The organism is Bordetella flabilis (genome assembly GCF_001676725.1).
Lineage (GTDB): Bacteria > Pseudomonadota > Gammaproteobacteria > Burkholderiales > Burkholderiaceae_B > Bordetella_C > Bordetella_C flabilis.
Map to the genome: position 1 here is coordinate 3214966 of NZ_CP016172.1, position 17104 is coordinate 3232069.

Genomic DNA, 17104 nt, shown 5'->3' on the forward strand with positions numbered 1-17104 from the left:
TCATGCGACCCCGGCGCCGGCCGGCGCCCAGCCGCCTGCCTCCAGGATCTCCTTGGCCCTGGACGCCGCGGCGTCGAGCAGGGCGATCTCGGATTCTTTCCAGGCGCGTGTCCCGCCGATGTGGTGCACCGAAATCCAACCCATCACCTCATCGTTCCAGACCAGCGGCGCGAGCATCTGGGCGGTAACGCCATAGACGCTCATGAGCGCTTTGGGCGGCGGCGTTTCGGCATTCACGCAATCGGCCTGTATCAGGCACCTGCGGTGCTTCTCCAGCCACTGCACCGTCCCCAGGGCCCGCTGGTTCAGGCTGGAATCCAGCTTGAGCGGCGGAATGCCGGCCGCGACCGATTCGGCGTAGACATCGTCCGCGCCGATATTCAGCCGCGGCACATCGAGGCGAATCGTGGTGCGCGCGGTACCGACCTCCTCGCGCAGCGATTCCATGAGCGCATCGAGGCGCTCCAGTACCGGATGGCGGCGCAGCAGCATGCCCCAGCCATGGATCGGCCGGTCGATACCCGACATACGCAACGCCTTCCACAGGGTGACCGCGATGCTGTCGAAGACCGGCTTGCCCAGCTTCGCCTCGATTTCATCGAGCAGTACGGTGGCCGGCAGATTGGTGCACCCAACCATGAGGCATTGCGCCTGCGGCGAATCGGCGTCCAGCAGCAGCTGGCGAATGCGCTCGAACGGCAGGGCCCCGATCACCGTATTGACGCGCTCGCTCAGCATGGCGTGGCTGACTCCCTCGAAGCCTTCGGCGCGGTAGGTCTTCAGCATCATCTCTGTCGGACCAGGCTCATACGGAACCGCAAGGCCGTAGCGCGTCATCCCGTAGCACTGGAACGCCTCTACCTGCGCCAGCGACGTCGTGGAGGCGGCGATGCCCGTCGCCGCGGTGATACGCCGGCAGATCTCCCTGTCCGCCTGGAGCCCCTCGCCCGTCCACCCTCCGGAGGTGCCGTTCCACAGGATTATGTCGACCCCCGCATCCTTCAACAGCAGCGCCGCGTTCGTCATTTTGTCGGCCTGGAACTGCGCCACATCGTGGCTATCCAGCGTCAGGGTCTGCACCGGCAGGCGCTCGATGTGCACGGAGACGACATCCGACAGTTTCTCCAGCATCAGGCTGGTAATCGGTTCCAGCGCCGTATTGGAAGACGGTGTAATGAAGCCGATCTTCTTCATTCCCGCCATGCAGCCTTGCGTCAGCAGGCGCTTTTTCATGCTTGTTGCCATTTCGCTCTCCGTACGGCGCCGAGCGCGCCGGGAACATTCACGGACTCGCTCAGTACCCGGCCAGGCGCGGCAGGAACAGCACGAAATCCGGGAACAACATAATCAGGAACAAGAGGCCGTACTGCAGCAGGATGAACGGCCATATCTCGCGAATGATCTGGGCCACCTTGATGCGCCAGATCCCCGAGGTGACGATGAGCAGGACGCCCACCGGCGGAGTGATGCCGCCGATGGTAATGTTCATCACGAACAGGAAGCCGAAGTAGACCGGATCGATGCCATAGCTGGTCGCGATCGGGGCGATGATGGGCACCAGCATCAGGTAGGCGGCATTGGCTTCCATCACCATGCCCACCAGTATGAGGATCAGCATGACGATGAAGGTGAACATCAGGGGGTTTTCCGTGACTTGGGACAGCCATTCGCCTATCGTCACGCCCACCATTTCCGCCGTCATCAGATACGTCACCTGCGACGCGAACGCGATCAACGCGCCCACGATCGCCGTCACGATGGCGGCGTTCAACAACGACACCGGCAGATCGGAAAGCTTCAGCTTCCGGGTCACGAAAAAACCCACGAGCGTCGCATAGGCCACAGCGATCGCGGCGCCCTCGGTCGAGGTAAACGCACCCGCGACGATGCCGCCAATGACGATGACCGGCATCAGGAACACCAGCCAGGAACGGCACAACTCGCGCAACACCCTGCCGACACTGAATGCGTCACCGGTGGCGGGGTAACCCCGACGGCGGGCAATAATCGTGCACAGCAGCATGCCGCCCAATCCCATGGCGATGCCGGGCAGAATCCCGGACAGGAACAGGGCCCCCACGGAAACTTTGCCTGCGGCGACGGCATAGACGATCATGCCTATGCTGGGCGGCAGGATCGGGCCCAGGTTGGACGCCGAGGCCACCAGCGCCGCGCCGAATGGCGCGCTATAGGCCTTGGTCAGGCTGGGGCCGAGCGTGCCGCCCAACGCGGTGGCATCGGCAACGGAACTGCCGGATACCGACGACAGCCCCATGGCCGATGCCACGGTCACATGTCCCAGGCCGCCAGGCACGCGCCCGACCACAGCATTGGCCAGATCGATGATGCGGTCCATCAGGCCGCCTCGCAGCATCAATTGCCCCGCCAGCATGAATAGCGGTATCGCCATCAACGGGAACGAATCGAGGGCATAGACCATCTTGCCCGCCAGTTGCAGGGGTGGGAAACCACCCACCAGTACACCGCAAAGGCCGGCCACGCCGAGCGCGTAGGCCAGCGGCATGCCGATCATGGCGAACACGACGAATGTCGCCAGCATGGACCAGAAAATCATGCTTCGCTCCACTCGGCCGCTTGGGCCTCGCCGGTGATAAGCGCGCGCAGCAGGTGCATGGCCGTATGGATTTGACTGAAGCCCAAAGCCAGATAGAACACACCGACCGGCAGCGGAATATTGGGCATCAATTGATCCCAGGTCTGCCTCATGAGAACGACTGCGTAATACGTCAAGACCAAGGAGAACAGCAGCATCACGATCGCGTTGACCTTGGTCGCCCAGAGGCGGGAGCGATCACTGAAGCGGTCCACCAGCAGATCGATGCCCACATGGGCGTTCGTGCGGATCCCCAGCGGAATGGCCAGGAGCACCATCCAGATGAAGCACAGGCGTGGCACGTCGTAGCCCCACGCGATGGAGTCGTTCAATACGTAACGGAAGAACACCTGCAGCAGCAGGACTGCCGTCAATACCGCCATCGCGACGATCACGATGAAGGTTGACGCGCGGTCCATGCACGACAGCACCGTGCAATACCGCTTGAACAGCGGCGAATCGGACATGGGTAATTCCCCTTATGGCGTCCCCGCTGTGCGCGGGGAGGCGACGTAGCGAACGGCTTACTGGCAGCGCTTGATCGCGGCCTCGGCCACGTCCATCACCGGATCGCCCAGCGACGCGCGCATGGCCTTGTATACCGGCTGGGTCGCGGCGCGGAATCTCGCCAGTTCCGCCGCGGGGATTTCGTCGTACTGCATGCCCGCCTTGATCAAGCCTTCGCGCGCCGCCGCATTCGCTTTGGCCGACAGCTCGCGCTGCTTCTTGACGGCAATCGCAACGGCCTCCTTGACGGCGGACTGCTGTGCCGGGGACAGGCTCTCGAAGGCTTCCTTGTTCACGATGTAGCCAGCCCAGTCGAAGAAGTGGCCGGTGTTGGACAGATACTTCTGCACCTCGTCGAACTTGCGCTGCAGCATGTTGTCGTAGGGATTCTCCTGGCCATCGACGACGCGTTGCTGCAGGGCCTGGTACAACTCATTGATATCGACGGGCGTGGGATTGGCGCCCAGCGCCTTGAAGGTCTGCAGCCAGGCCTCGCCGGGCAGGGTGCGGATTTTCAAGCCTTTGATGTCGTCCACCGTCTTGATGGGACGAACGTTGTTCGTGACGTGCCGGGCGCCGATCGAACCCATGCCCAGCAGCAGAATGCCCTTCTCCGCCGCTCGCGATGCCAGATACTCGGTGAAGGGGCCATCCATTTCGCACGCGGCCTGTTCGGCGGAGGTGGCGCTGAACGGCAGTACCGCCGCCCCGAACGCCGGCACGAGCTTATCGAAAAAGCCCAACGAACCCCATGCCATCTGGATCTGGTTGGTGCGAACCTGATCCACCTGCTCCATGGCACCGCCAAGGACGTTGTCCGGAAAAAGATCGACGCGGATCGTGCCATTCGACAGGCGTGCCACCTCGGTCTTGAAGGTTTGCATGGCTACGCTGGTGGAATGCGCCGCCGGAAAGGATCCGCTGGCCCGCCAGCGCACCTTGCTGTCCTCCGCATGCGCGGCGCCACCCGTCGCCATGGACCCCATGATCGCCATGAAGGCTAGGACCGGCCACTTCCTCACGTGTTCGCGAAACATTTTTTCCCCTTGTTCGTGCATATGACCCGTCGCGGCGTTGCCGTGCGAATCGAATGAAGGCAATAGTAGGACAGCGGACAAACCGGATAATCAGCAACAGCGTAAATTCATATTACACACTGCGTGAATAAAACAAAACATACTTTGGTGGTCCAATATGCGCAAGCCCTCGGGCGCAGATCGCACTCAACCAATTGTTTTAACTGATTTTTTTAGCTCACCTTCCACAGATTTCCGGTCTGACCACTCAGACCACGTAATTGGTGCATTTGCCATTTATAGGTGTTTACCCTGGATCAAGGACCTGCTCGCCGCGACTCAGGGTTACCCTAAGCCGATCTGCACGAACTTCGGACAGATCAGAGGCTTTTTTCCAACGACTGGTCAGACCGCGGCGACGCTGGGCGCGGACCCCTATATGGAGAACGGACAAATGAAGGAAATTCTTTGCGGTATCGGCGTGGACGTCGACGCGGTGGCCGGCTGGCTCGGGTCCTACGGCGGCGAAGATTCGCCGCTCGACATTTCGCGCGGCATGTTCGCTGGCGAAGTGGGCGTGCCGCGCCTGCTCAGCCTGTTCAGGAAATTGGACATGCGCACGACCTGGTTCGTACCCGGCCATTCGATGGAGACCTTCCCCGACCAGATCCGGGCCGTCGCCGATGGCGGCCACGAACTGGGCCTGCACGGCTACAGCCACGAGAATCCCATCCACATGACGCGGCAACAGGAGCAGGACGTCCTGGATAAAACCATCGACGTCATGCTGAAACATACCGGGCAACATCCGCGCGGCTACGTCGCCCCATGGTGGGAGCTGAGTCCCAATACCGCGGAGCTGCTGTTGTCGCGGAACATCAAGTATGACCACAGCTTCATGCACCACGACTTCCTGCCGTATTACGTCCGCACCGGCGATTCGTGGACCAAGATCGACTACTCCAAGCCCGCCGCCCATTGGATGAAACCCTTGCAGCGCGGCAGCAACCTGACGCGCCTGGTAGAGATCCCGCCCAGTTGGTATCTGGACGATCTGCCGCCCATGATGTTCATCAAGAAGTCGCCGAACAGCCACGGCTTCGTGAACCCGCGCGACCTGGAAGAGATGTGGCGCGATCAGTTCGACTGGGTATACCGTGAAATGGACTACGCGGTGTTCACCCTGACCCTGCATCCGGACGTCTCTGGACGCCCGCAGGTACTGCTGATGCTGGAGCGCCTGATTTCCTACATTTCCTCGCACCCTGGCGTACGCTGGCTACCCTTCGACGAAATCGCCGACGACTTCATGCGGCGCAGTCCACCTCCTTCCGCCTGATCCCGTCATGTGCAGCCTGTGCGGGGCGCTCGGCCCCGGCATCTCCTGGGAACAGAATGGCCTGGATACGGCCGACGCGCCGCTCTGGCGCCGGCGGGAAGCGGCCGCGACCGCGCGCGAACTGTCCCGTCTGCTGCGACCGCTTCGCGTCACGGTCGATGCCCATCCGGACTTCGGTTTCCTGATCTCGTTTCCCACCGGCGGCTCGCAGATCGCCAACGGCCTGGCGGATATCTGGCATGTCCTGGATAGCCGCGGGCTGGACATTCCCGACCCGCTGCGGCCCGCATGAACGCCGACTCCCACCTGGACATCCCGCCGGTCCATGTACTGACCGGCCCCCTGGGCAGCGGCAAGTCCACCTTGCTCAACCGCCTGCTGCACACCGGCCTGGCGCCGGACACGGCGATTATTGTCAATGAATTCGGCGAGGCCGGCCTCGACCGCACCTTCATCCAGGAAAGCTCCGATGAAGTCCTGCTCATGGACAATGGGTGCATCTGCTGTTCGCTGCGCAGCGACCTCTCCGACACGCTGATGCGCCTGGCCGCACTGCGCGACGAGCACGCCTGGTCCATGCGCCGCGTCATTATCGAGACCTCGGGCATATCCGATCCGATCCCCATCCTGCATACATTGCGTTCCGACAATCGGTTGCGGGACCGTTTCCGGGCGGGATCGGTGTTGTGCACCGTAGACGCGCAGGCGGGGGCCGCGGCATTGCGCGAACGCCCGGAGTACGTGGCCCAGCTCGGCGCTGCCGACCTGGCTTTGCTTACCAAGGCGGACCTGGTCGATGAACCGGCATTGCGTGACGTGTCGGCCGCGGTCGCCAGCGCCAATCCCCTCGCCAAGGTGGTGCGGACGAGGGAGGCGCTATACGACTACCTGGTCGACGCAGCCCCCCGCACCGACCACACATACGACCAGCTCGAATCACTCGTCCCGCCGGCGCGCCGCGCCCCCCACGGCGTACAACATATTGTGCTGCGCTATCCCGGCCCGCTCTCGTGGCCCTTGTTCGCCATCTGGTTGACCCGGCTGCTGTTCCTGCATGGCGACCGCATACTGAGGACAAAGGGCATTCTTTTCGATCGTGACCGCAACGCCTGGATAGGAGTGCACGCCGTGCGGCGTTTCCTGCACCCGCCCATCCACCTGAAACTGGAGAGACCGCCCGAATCGGGCTCGTGCCTGGTCTTCATCACGGACGGAATCGATCCCGCCCGCATTGCGCGGTCGTACGAGGAACTCTGGCAAGCGTCCTCGGGGCATCCCGCGGAACCCCTTTCCTGAACGCCGCGTTCTACGCATCCATCCCACAACGATGACAAAAAAAGTCCTATTACTCGCCACCGGCGGCACGATCGCATCGCGCTACGATGCCGACCACGACGACGTCCGCGCCGTCGGACACGCGGATGACCTCACCCGCTGGGTACGGAGCCATACCCAGGGCATCGATGTCGAGGCCAACGACATCATGACGGTCAACAGCTACCAGATGACGCTTGCCGACCTTTTCCGCATGGCTTGCGCGATCCGCCAGGCAGTGGACCGCGAAGACGTGGCGGGCGTCGTGGTCACGCATGGCACGGACACCATGGAGGAGTCCGTGTTCATGGCCGACCTTCTGGTCGACACCGAGAAGCCGATCGTTTTCACGGGCGCGCAACGCAGCGCCGATGATCCACACGCCGATGGTCCGGCGAACCTGCTTGACGCCATCCGGGTCGCCAGCACGCCGGCTGCCCGCGGTCATGGCGCACTGGTGGCATTCGGACAGGAGATCCACGCGGCGCGATGGGTCTCGAAAACCCATACATCCGCGCTGCGCGCCTTCCAATCGCCCGGCAAAGGCCCACTGGGTATCGTGGATGGAGAACGGGTGGTTCTCCACTATCCTCTGGACCGGCACGCGAAAATGGCATGCGAGGCGATCGAACCCCGGGTGGACCTCCTTCGCCTGTACGTAGGGGCGGATGCCCGTTTCATCGATTGCGCGGTCGCCACCGGAGCCCGCGCCCTTGTGCTGGAGGCGTTCGGCCGCGGCAATGCCACTGCGGCCGTACTTGAAGGCATACAGCGCGCGGTGGCGCGCGACATTCCGGTGATTGTCACCTCGCGCTGTCCACAAGGGTTGGTGGAACCCGTCTACGGCGGAAGTGGCGGAGCGGCCCTGGCCCGCGCCGGTGCCCTGTTTGCGCCAGGAATCAGCGGCATCAAGGCGCGCATTCTGCTGTCCGCGCTGCTCGGCCGTTCGCCGTCGCCCGAGACGTTACGGACGGGCCTCTTGTCATTTCTGGAGCAAGCGTTCAACATGCGCTCACCCAGTGAATAGAGCAGAAAAGCGCCCATGCTGAAAGCGCCCATGCCGAAACTTTCCACGCCGGAAATGATCGTCCGCACCATTCAGAAAATGATTCAACGCGGTCGATTCCAACCGGGCCAGAAGCTTCCCGGCCAACGCGAGCTTGCCGAACACCTGAATGTCAGCCGCGCCTCGCTGCGAGAGGCGCTTTCGACCCTGGAAGCCCTGGATCTGGTGCGCACGCGCGCCGGCCAGGGAACCTATATCCATGATCGAAAGCTTGCCAAGCCCCTGCCCATGCATGATTGGAAGTTTGCCGATCAGTATGCGCTGTCGGAGGTCTATGAATTCCGTTATTTCACGGAAACGGCGGCGGCCCGTCTGGCCGCCGTGCAGATAGAAGATCGTGAAATCGCAACACTGCGGGAATATCACGCGAAACTCGCGCGAGCGCTGCAGGAAGAAGATGTGATGGTCAGCACCAGCCACGATTACGAATTCCATCGGTACATCATGCTCTGCTCGCGCAATCGACTCTTTGTCGACCTTTACGATCGCTTCCAGAAGATCTTTCACGAAACCCAGATGCTGCCCTATGCGAGGCACGAACGCCTGAGCGAAGTGATCGAGGAACACGGCCGGATAGTGGAAGCCATTGCGAGGCGCGACGGAGACGCCGCCGCCGATTGCCTGGGCCAGCACCTGCTCAACGCGACCGAAAGGATCGGCATTCCGATGACGCGGGTTGGCCCCGGCGCCGACCGCAAACCCTGATTTCGCGCGGCGCCGCCGTGGCGCGCGCGCGCGCGCTGGCCGTCCGCCCCTAGGCGGCCCGCTGGTAGTAGATGTTCTGCGGATGGCGCGCTTCGGCGAAGAAGAACCAGCGCTCCGCCAGCAGGCCCAGGTACTGGATCGCGAAGGCCGCCGCCAGTACGGTGACAGGCGCCGTGCGGGACGAGGCCAGCAGCACCAGCACGAAGGGAACGATGAAAGCGCCCAGCAGGAAGCCGCCCTTCACCACGGCCAGCGTCGCCGCGCTCCTGCCGTGGAAGAACTCCCGCATATTGAACGAACTGGACGTAAAGCCCTGCGACTTCTGCACCACCTTCTGCGCCTGGATGCCGGTCGCGCTTTGCACGGTCGAGCGCGGGTGCAGCCGCGCATTGCGTGCCAGGGAAGCCAGCCGCGACAGCGCGCCCGCCGCCGTGAAAATGCAGGCGCAGGGGCCGAGGACCGCCACCAGCGACGTCTCGGTCGCGGCGGCCACCAGGGTCGCGAGCGTGAAGCCCGAAGCGCAGCCCAGCAGCACGAAGTTGACCAGGGTGTACGGGCTGGCCCATTCCTGCAGGAAGCGCAGGCAGGCATAGATCATGGCGGTGCACAGGTACAGCACCGCGGCCCCCAGCACCGCCAACAGTCCAACGACGAGGGAATACGGCAGTGCCAGCCAATGCATGGCGCCATACGCGAACGTCAGGGCGAGGAAGGCCGGCACCGCCAGGCACTCACGCGATAGCCAGGATGTGCGCCACATCGCGATGGCGCGCCAGGCGCGTTCCGGATGGCCCAGGTGAAAGAAGGACGCCAGCAGCCCCAGGGCGCCCAGCACCACGGAAACCGTGGCGCCCGCCACGAAGAAGGACCGCGCCGGCATCGCCAGCAGGCCCGCCGTGGCGGCCGATTGCATGGCCACGAGCGCGATCAACAAGCCTTGCGCCGCGCCACACAGTGTCGTCAGGAACACGACCGAAAACGGAGGCCGCATCGAATATCTCCTTAAGAGCGGGAACCGGGCGCCATCGGCCCGCGGCCCTGCCCGCTTGCGTTGATCGGATCAGTGGGCACGGGCGGCGGCAGCCAGGTCAAGTTGGCCGCTGGCCAATTGTGCCTCGAGGTCGGCCGCGGGCGCGGCCTGCGCCGCGGGCCCGCACGAACAGGACGACGAACCGCAGCCCTGCGCTTCGGTCTTGCGGCGCGGCAGATAGTGGTTCGCCGGGCGGGTATCCCATTCCGGCATCAGTGCATAGCCGCCGCGCTCGCGTATGGCCTGCGATACCTCCGAGTCCGGATCGTGGATGTCGCCGAACAGGCGCGCCGAGGTCGGACAGGCCAGCACGCACGCGGGCTTGCGGTCCCGTTCGGGCAGCGCTTCGTTATGGATGCGGTCCTCGCACAAGGTGCACTTGGTCATCTCCTTGCGCTTGGGATCCAACTCGCGCGCGCCATACGGACAGGCCCACGCGCAGTAGTTGCAGCCGATGCACTTGTCGTAGTCCACCAGCACCAGGCCGTCGGCTTCCCGCTTGTAGCTGGCCCCGGTGGGACACACCGGCACGCAAGGCGGATCCTCGCAATGCAGGCAGGACTTCGGGAAATGGATGGTGTCGGTCAGCGGAAATTCGCCGGCCTCGTAGGTTTGCACGCGGTTGAAGAAATTGCCGCTCGGATCGGCGTCATAGGCGCGCTCGTCGGCCAGGCTGCCAGCCTCGCCCGAGGTATTCCATTCCTTGCAACTGGTCACGCAGGCGTGGCAGCCCACGCACACGTTCAGGTCGATCACCAATGCCATCTGGGTCATGTCGGCTTCCTTACTTGTTCTTGGCGGCGCCGCGCAGGCGGGCCGCGAAGTCGCCTCGCCCGGCGAAATAGGTCTGCACCAGCCGGGTCACCACATTGGCCGAGCCCGGCAAGGGCCGCATCGGCGCGAACTGCGGCAGCGAGAAATCGGCGTCGGCCTCGGCGGGGTAGATGCGCACCCGCACGTCGTACCAGCCGGCCTGCCCGGTAATCGGATCGGAATTCGACATCCGGCCCGTCATGCCGTCCGTGGCCGGCAGCTCGTCGGTAATGACATGGTTCAGCAGGAAGCCGCGCCGCGACTCGTTGGCATCCGGCCCCAGGTTCCAGGCGCCCGCCGCCTTGCCGATGGCATTCCACGTCCACACCGTGCCGGGCTCCACCGCCTCGCTGTACCGCGCCATGCAGCGCACCTTGCCCCAGGGCGATTCGACGTAGATCCAGCCTCCATCGGCGATGCCCTGCGCCGCTGCCGTCCCGGGATTGACGAACAGGTAGTTCTCGCCGTGGATCTGCCGCAGCCAGGCGTTCTGCGAGTCCCAGGAGTGGTACATGGCCATGGGCCGCTGCGTGACCGCGGCCAGGGGATAGGCTTCCTGGTCCGTCACGCCGCGCTCGATGGGCTCGTACCAGAACGGCAAGGGATCGAAGTAGCGCTCGACGCGCGCGCGCAGGTGGTCCGGCGGCTGGCGCCCGGCCGTCTTGCCCTGCGCGGCCAGGCGGAACTTCTGCATCACATCCGAGTAGAGCTGGATCACGATGGGCGTGCCGAACTTGCGCATGCCGTTGTCGACCGACCATTTCAGGTAGGGTCCGTTGCAGTTGCGCATGTACTGCATCTCTTCGGGCAATACATAGTGATAGAAGCAGTTGTTGTCGGCGTACTGCTCCCACTGGCGCGGGTTCGGTTCTCCGACCAGCGCCTTTTCGCCGTCCTTGCCGCGCCATCCGATCAGAAAACCCACGCCGGAATCCGGCGTCGTCTGGAAATTGACGATGAAGTCCTCGTACCCCTTGAACTTGGGGGCGCCGTCCGGACGCGTGAACGCGGGGAACTTGAGGCGGCCAGCCAGCTCGACCAGCACTTCCTGGAAGGGTCGGCAGTCGCCCGTGGGCGGCACCACCGGGACACGCACCGCGTCGACGGGCCCATTGAACTCGGAGATGGGCCGGTCCAGCATGGACATGGCGTCGTGCCGTTCCAGGTAGGTGGTGTCGGGCAGGATCAGGTCGGCGAAGGCGGTCATCTCCGACTGGAACGCATCGCACACCACCAGGAAGGGAATCTTGTACTGGCCGTCCGCGTTCTTGTCCGTCAGCATCTTGCGGACTTCCACCGTATTCATCGAGGAATTCCACGCCATGTTGGCCATGAAAATCATCAACGTATCGATGGGATAGGGGTCGCCGCGCCAGGCATTGGTGATCACGCTGTGCATCAGGCCATGCACGGCCAGCGGGTATTCCCAGGAAAAGGCCTTGTCGATGCGCACCGGCCCGCCCTGGTCGTCGATGAACAGGTCCTCCGGCGCCGCGGGCCAGCCCAGCGGCCCGTTGGGCAAGGGCGTATTCGGTTGCACGTCCCTGGCATTGTTGGGCGGCTTGGCCGAAGGCGGCACGGCGCGCGGATACGGCGACTTGTGCCGGAACCCGCCCGGGGTATCGATTGTCCCCAGCAGGCTCATCAAAATGGACAGAGCGCGTATGGTCTGGAAGCCATTGGAATGCGCCGCCAGGCCGCGCATGGCATGGAAGGCGATGGGCGCGCCGCGCACCGATTCGTGCGTGACACCCCACGCGTCCGTCCAGCGTATCGGCAGTTCGATCTTCTGCTCGCGCGACACCTGGATCAGTTCGCCGGCGATGCGGCGGATGGTCTGCGCGGGGATGCCGGTAATCCCGGCCGCCCACTCCGGCGTACAGGACGCGACACGCTCGCGCAGCTTGACGAAGGACGGCGCGACGGGCGTGCCGTCGTCCAGCGCATACTGGCCGTCGAGCGCCGGCTCGGCGCCCGCGGCGTGGTTGACGACCGGCCGGTTGGTACGCTTGTCCCACCACATGCGGTTCTGCGGGAACAGCGCATTGATTTCCGGGCTGGCGGCGTCGCGCACGAACAGGCCCGATGTCTCGCCCTCCTCGCGCAGGTCTATCAGTTCGCCGGCATTGGTATAGCGGGCGACGAACTCGTGGTCGTAGGCGTCCTGCGCGATCAGTTCATGGATCAGCGCCATGAACAGCGCGCCGTCGGTGCCGGGGCGGATGGGCACCCACTCGTCGGCGATGGCGGCGTAGCCGGTGCGTATCGGATTGATGGCGATGAAGCGTCCGCCGGCGCGCTTGAACTTGGAGATCGCGATTTTCAGCGGATTCGAATGATGGTCCTCGGCGGTGCCTATCATCAGGAAGAGCCGCGCGCGGTCCAGGTCAGGGCCGCCGAACTCCCAGAAGGACCCGCCCATCGTGTAGATCATGCCGGCGGCCATGTTGGCCGAGCAGAATCCGCCATGCGCGGCATAGTTGGGCGTGCCGAACTGCTTGGCGAACAGCCCCGTCAGCGCCTGCATCTGGTCGCGCCCGGTGAACAGCGCGAATTTTCGGGGGTCGGTGGCGCGCAGGTGCGCCAGGCGGGTTTCCAGCAAGGACAGCGCCTCGTCCCACGACACCGGCTCGAATTCCGCGGCGCCGCGCTCGGCCCCCGGCTTGCGCCGCAGCGGCTGGGTCAGCCGCGCGGGCGAATACTGTTTCATGATGCCCGAGGAACCCTTCGCGCAGATCACGCCCTGGTTCAGCGGATGCTCCGGATTGCCGTCGATATAGCGCACCTCGCCGTCACGCAGATGCACCCGGATGCCGCAGCGGCAGGCGCACATATAGCAGGTCGTGTTCTTGACCTCCAGGTCCTCGCGTTGCGTGCGATGGCCATGCTCCATGCGAATTCTCCCTGCGATGCCTCGCGCCCTGGGCGGAATGCCCCGGTGCTCCGCTGATATGCCGTCGGATCGGGGACCGATCATACGGAGATGGGGCGAGAGACGGAAATCGTCATTTCGCATTTTAGTTATAAGCAAATCCGATAAAGTAATTTACGGATCCGCCTGAGAGAGATATAGCCTCGGCCGCCGTTACCTCGCCATGAATCGACTTCGGGAACTGCTCCAGCCGCTGGCATGAAGACCGCATTGGAACGTGTTCTTGCCAAATGGAAGGAGCACGTCAAGCATGCCGGCGTGCGCGTTACGGACACCGACGCCCTGGCCAACCAGATCGATCGCCCCTTCCTGATGGATCGGCGGAAAGCCTACATGCGCTGAGGTGCCATCCATGGATGGCGCCGCGCGATACGGGCGGGCGCGCACAAGTCCTAGCCGATAAAGGCCTGCGCAGCGCTGCGCATCGGGTACGTGAACAGGAAGAAATGCAGCGCGTTCAGGCCGAAATGGGCCAGCATGGCGGCGTACAGGCCGCCATGGCGGTAAGCCAGGCCGTAGCCCACGCCCGCCACACCCGCCACCACCATCCACTGCCAGCCTCCGGCCAGGTGCGCCACGCCGAAGAGGGCCGCGGCGCCGAACAGCGCCAGCAGGGGCCCATGGCGACGGCCTTGCAGCAGGCGCTCCAGGCCGCCCTGCACATATCCGCGGAACAGGGCCTCCTCCGCGAAGGTGACCAGAAGCAGGTTGTTCAGCAGCCACAGGCCGGCGTCCGCGGGCCATTTGGGCGCCCACCCCACCATGCCCAGGGCGCTGACCAGCGCCAGGCATACGACGCTGGTGCCGACACAGCCGGCAGCGCCGGCGCGCAGCGCCGTCCACGGCCCATGGCGCGGATGCACCCAAGGCAAGGCCAGCAGCAGCCAGAAGCCCGCCAAAGGCTTGTCCCAGTTGAGGTACATGGTGAAGGGCACGGCGTCAGGCGTCAGCCGCACCGGGCCGATGACGCGCGGATTGTGAAAGCCCGGCATCCAGTGCAGGCTCAGGCCCAGGGCCAGGGCGATGAACAGGGCATGGCCCGCCACGCGCAGCCATGCCGGCCGGGGCGCCGCCACGGCCCAGGCGGCCAGCAGCAGCAAGCCGAGCGCGATGGCCGCGGCGGGCCCGATCTGGCCCGCGAAGGCGGCGCTGGCCAGTGCAAGGACAAGCAGGCCCAGACCCAGGCGGCGCAAGGCCGGCATCGATACGGCGGGCGCGGCCAGGAACATTGCGATCCACGGCAAGACGGTCATGCGGACTCCAGCGGCAAGGACCAGGAGAAACGGACCGCCGCATCTTAGCCGGCGCGACGCCGGCTGGGGGATGGCCGCCGGCGCGGGGCGTACGCGGACCTTGATACCGCCTCGGTGCCAGGGAGGGCTGCGTCGGAGAGGTCGGGGCGCTCGCGGGGCGGCCTGGCTGTTTTCCAGGCCCTCCCCTTACTTGAAGTCGGCCCCGGGGTCGCCCGCCCCGCCGCCGTAGACGCTATCCCCGTAGCCGCCCTGCACATCGATCTTGACGGTGTTCGGATCGACCTGCGACAAATCGCCCTTGTAGTGCATGACCATGCCGGGGAACAGCATGACGGCGGCCACCATGATCAGCTGGATGATGATGAACGGCACCGAACCCCAGTAGATCTGCCCGGTGGTCACCGGCGCGATGGTGCGCCCCGTGACCTTGTCGCGGTACGCGTCCTTGGGCGCGACCGAGCGCAGGTAGAACAGCGCGAAACCGAACGGCGGATGCATGAAGGACGTCTGCATGTTCACCGCCAGGATCACGCCGAACCAGATCAGGTCGATGCCCATCTTGTCGGCCACCGGCCCGAGCAGCGGCACGATGATGAAGGCCAGCTCGAAGAAGTCCAGGAAGAACGCCAGCACGAAGGTCAGCACGCTGACCACGATCAGGAAACCCCACTCCCCGCCCGGCAGCCCGGTCAGCAGGTGCTCGACCCACAGATCGCCGCTGACCCCGCGAAAGGTCAGGCCGAACACGGTCGAACCCACCAGGATGAACACCACGAAGCACGACAGCTTGGTCGTGGTGTCCATGGCCTGCTTGAGCAGGTTCAGTGTCAGCCGGCGCCGGATCAGCGCCATCGCGATGGCCCCCACCGCCCCCATCGCCCCGCCCTCGGTGGGCGTGGCCACGCCGATGAAGATCGTGCCCAGCACCAGGAAAATCAGGAACAGCGGCGGAATCATCACGAAGGTGACCCGCTCGGCCAGCGCCGACAGCAGCCCCAGGCGCAGCACCTTGTTGGCCCCGGCCACCACGAAGGCCGTCAGCCCCCACAGCAGCAGGCTGACCACGATGCGCTCGTCGGCCGGCGCCGTGTCGTTCTCCAGCGCCTGCCCCGCGAAATACGCCACCGCCACCGAGATCGCCATCAGCACCAGCAGCGAACGGCCGCCGCGCGTGCCGTTGTCCTCGCGAAACCGCCGCGCCTCCTCGGGCAGCGCCGGCGCCGAGGCCGGCTTGATCACGCACATCACCGCCACGTACAGGACATACAGCCCGGCCAGCACGAAGCCCGGCACCATGGCCGCGCGGTACATGTCGCCGATCGAGCGCCCCAGCTGGTCGGCCAGGATGATCAGCACCAGCGAGGGCGGGATGATCTGCGACAAGGTGCCCGAGGCGGCGATGACCCCGCTGGCCAGGCGCCGGTCATAGCCGTAGCGCAGCATGATCGGCAGCGAGATCAGGCCCATGGAGATCACCGAGGCCGACACCACGCCGGTGGTGGCCGCCAGCATCGCGCCCACGAACACCACCGCGAAGGCCAGCCCGCCGCGCACCGTGCCGAACAGTTGCCCGATCGTCTCCAGCAAATCCTCGGCCATGCCCGATCTTTCGAGCACCAGCCCCATCAGCGTGAAAAACGGCACCGCCAGCAGCGTGTCGTTCGAAATAATGCCGAATATCCGTTGCGGCAGCGCCTGGAACAGCGCCGGGGTCAGCAAGCCCAGTTCGATGCCCACCAGCCCGAACAGGATGCCGATGGCCGCCAGCGCGAACGCCACCGGAAACCCCACCAGCAGAAACACCACCAGCGTGGCGAACATGATCGGCGCCAGATTGGCGATAAAGAATTCCATCTCAGCGCTCCCCCTGCCCCAGCTGCGCGGCCTCGCGGACCCGCGCTTCGCGTGCGATCTCCTCGGCCAGCTCCTCCTCGGCCGACTTGGCCGATTCACGGCGCAGGGGGTCCTCGCATTGTCCGCGCAAATACCCCACGCACTTGATCAGGTGCGAAATCCCCGCCAGCACCAGCAGCGTGAAACCCACCGGAATCAGCAGCTTGACCGGCCAGCGCACCAGCCCGCCCGAGTTCGACGACTGCTCGTCGGTGACCCACGACTCCGTGAACATCGGCCAGGACAGCACCAGGATCAGCAGGCACGCCGGCAGCAGGAAAAACACCACCCCGAAAATCTCGATCCAGATCTGCTTGCGCCGCGGCAGCCGCGAGGACAGGATGTCCACCCGCACATGTTCGTTCTTGAGCAGCGTATAGCCCGAGGCCAGCAGGAACATGGCGCCGAACATATACCACTGCAATTCCAGCCACGCGTTCGAGCTCGTATGCAGCACCTTGCGCACCACCGCATTGCCGGCGCTTACCAGCACCACCAGCAGTGTCACCCAGGTCACCGCGCGGCCCACGCGCAGGTTTATCGCGTCGATGACGCGTGATAAGGCGATGAGATATCGCACTGCTTTCCCCTTGCTTTGATTTATTTATGACATATGTCCATG

16 protein-coding genes are annotated in these 17104 nt (G+C 64.6%); 6 read left to right on the top strand and 10 right to left on the bottom strand.

The features are described from left to right. The 4 genes from BAU07_RS14050 to BAU07_RS14065 are packed head-to-tail and all read right to left on the bottom strand — an operon-like array spanning position 1 to position 4158. Positions 1-1245, bottom strand: coding sequence for an aspartate racemase/maleate isomerase family protein (locus BAU07_RS14050; RefSeq protein ID WP_232338129.1), 1245 nt, complete (start codon positions 1243-1245; stop codon positions 1-3). A 49-nt stretch (positions 1246-1294) separates the two neighbouring features. Continuing rightward, positions 1295-2575 (bottom strand): TRAP transporter large permease, encoded by a 1281-nt coding sequence (locus tag BAU07_RS14055; protein ID WP_066658814.1) that lies wholly within the window; start codon positions 2573-2575, stop codon positions 1295-1297. After that, positions 2572-3081 carry a TRAP transporter small permease gene (locus tag BAU07_RS14060; RefSeq protein ID WP_066658817.1) on the bottom strand — a complete coding sequence of 170 codons (510 nt, stop codon included), beginning with the start codon at positions 3079-3081 and terminating at the stop codon, positions 2572-2574. The genes BAU07_RS14055 and BAU07_RS14060 overlap by 4 nt, the downstream gene beginning before the upstream one ends. Before the next feature lie 57 nt (positions 3082-3138). Then, entirely contained in the window at positions 3139-4158 is a 1020-nt protein-coding gene (locus tag BAU07_RS14065; RefSeq protein ID WP_198168799.1) for a TRAP transporter substrate-binding protein, read from the bottom strand. A gap of 433 nt (positions 4159-4591) precedes the next feature. On the opposite strand from BAU07_RS14065, the gene BAU07_RS14070 reads away from it, so the two are divergent. The 5 genes from BAU07_RS14070 to BAU07_RS14090 are packed head-to-tail and all read left to right on the top strand — an operon-like array spanning position 4592 to position 8561. Then, the gene (locus BAU07_RS14070; protein ID WP_066658823.1) at positions 4592-5476 is read left to right on the top strand and encodes a polysaccharide deacetylase family protein; all 885 of its coding nucleotides are present in this window, start codon (positions 4592-4594) and stop codon (positions 5474-5476) included. Between the two features lie 7 nt (positions 5477-5483). Further along, positions 5484-5768: a hypothetical protein gene (locus tag BAU07_RS14075; protein WP_066658826.1), complete on the top strand. Its 285-nt coding sequence runs from the start codon at positions 5484-5486 to the stop codon at positions 5766-5768. Next, a complete protein-coding gene (locus BAU07_RS14080) occupies positions 5765-6772 on the top strand; it encodes a CobW family GTP-binding protein (RefSeq protein WP_084025755.1) in 1008 nt (335 codons plus the stop codon). The genes BAU07_RS14075 and BAU07_RS14080 overlap by 4 nt, the downstream gene beginning before the upstream one ends. A gap of 31 nt (positions 6773-6803) precedes the next feature. Next, complete coding sequence (locus BAU07_RS14085; protein ID WP_066658830.1) at positions 6804-7817, top strand: asparaginase; 1014 nt, start codon at positions 6804-6806, stop codon at positions 7815-7817. A 15-nt stretch (positions 7818-7832) separates the two neighbouring features. Continuing rightward, a complete protein-coding gene (locus BAU07_RS14090; protein WP_066658833.1) occupies positions 7833-8561 on the top strand; it encodes a FadR/GntR family transcriptional regulator in 729 nt (242 codons plus the stop codon). Positions 8562-8610: 49 nt separating this feature from the next. Here BAU07_RS14090 and BAU07_RS14095 read toward each other — a convergent pair whose 3' ends face one another. The 3 genes from BAU07_RS14095 to BAU07_RS14105 form a co-directional block, all read right to left on the bottom strand. Then, the gene (locus BAU07_RS14095) at positions 8611-9552 is read right to left on the bottom strand and encodes a dimethyl sulfoxide reductase anchor subunit family protein (RefSeq protein ID WP_066658836.1); all 942 of its coding nucleotides are present in this window, start codon (positions 9550-9552) and stop codon (positions 8611-8613) included. A 69-nt stretch (positions 9553-9621) separates the two neighbouring features. Then, positions 9622-10365: a 4Fe-4S dicluster domain-containing protein gene (locus BAU07_RS14100; protein ID WP_066658839.1), complete on the bottom strand. Its 744-nt coding sequence runs from the start codon at positions 10363-10365 to the stop codon at positions 9622-9624. 10 nt (positions 10366-10375) lie between these two features. Next, entirely contained in the window at positions 10376-13297 is a 2922-nt protein-coding gene (locus tag BAU07_RS14105; RefSeq protein ID WP_066658843.1) for a molybdopterin oxidoreductase family protein, read from the bottom strand. Between the two features lie 237 nt (positions 13298-13534). Here BAU07_RS14105 and BAU07_RS27150 point away from each other — a divergent pair, with 237 nt between their 5' ends. Next, positions 13535-13678, top strand: coding sequence for a hypothetical protein (locus BAU07_RS27150; RefSeq protein WP_157122239.1), 144 nt, complete (start codon positions 13535-13537; stop codon positions 13676-13678). A 50-nt stretch (positions 13679-13728) separates the two neighbouring features. Here BAU07_RS27150 and BAU07_RS14110 read toward each other — a convergent pair whose 3' ends face one another. The 3 genes from BAU07_RS14110 to BAU07_RS14120 form a co-directional block, all read right to left on the bottom strand. Next, positions 13729-14589: a CPBP family intramembrane glutamic endopeptidase gene (locus tag BAU07_RS14110; RefSeq protein WP_066658846.1), complete on the bottom strand. Its 861-nt coding sequence runs from the start codon at positions 14587-14589 to the stop codon at positions 13729-13731. Positions 14590-14775: 186 nt separating this feature from the next. After that, positions 14776-16443, bottom strand: a complete 1668-nt coding sequence (locus BAU07_RS14115; protein ID WP_066658850.1) for a TRAP transporter large permease — start codon at positions 16441-16443, stop codon at positions 14776-14778. A 1-nt stretch (position 16444) separates the two neighbouring features. Continuing rightward, positions 16445-17062 (bottom strand): TRAP transporter small permease subunit, encoded by a 618-nt coding sequence (locus BAU07_RS14120; protein WP_066658853.1) that lies wholly within the window; start codon positions 17060-17062, stop codon positions 16445-16447. Positions 17063-17104: the final 42 nt, after the last annotated feature.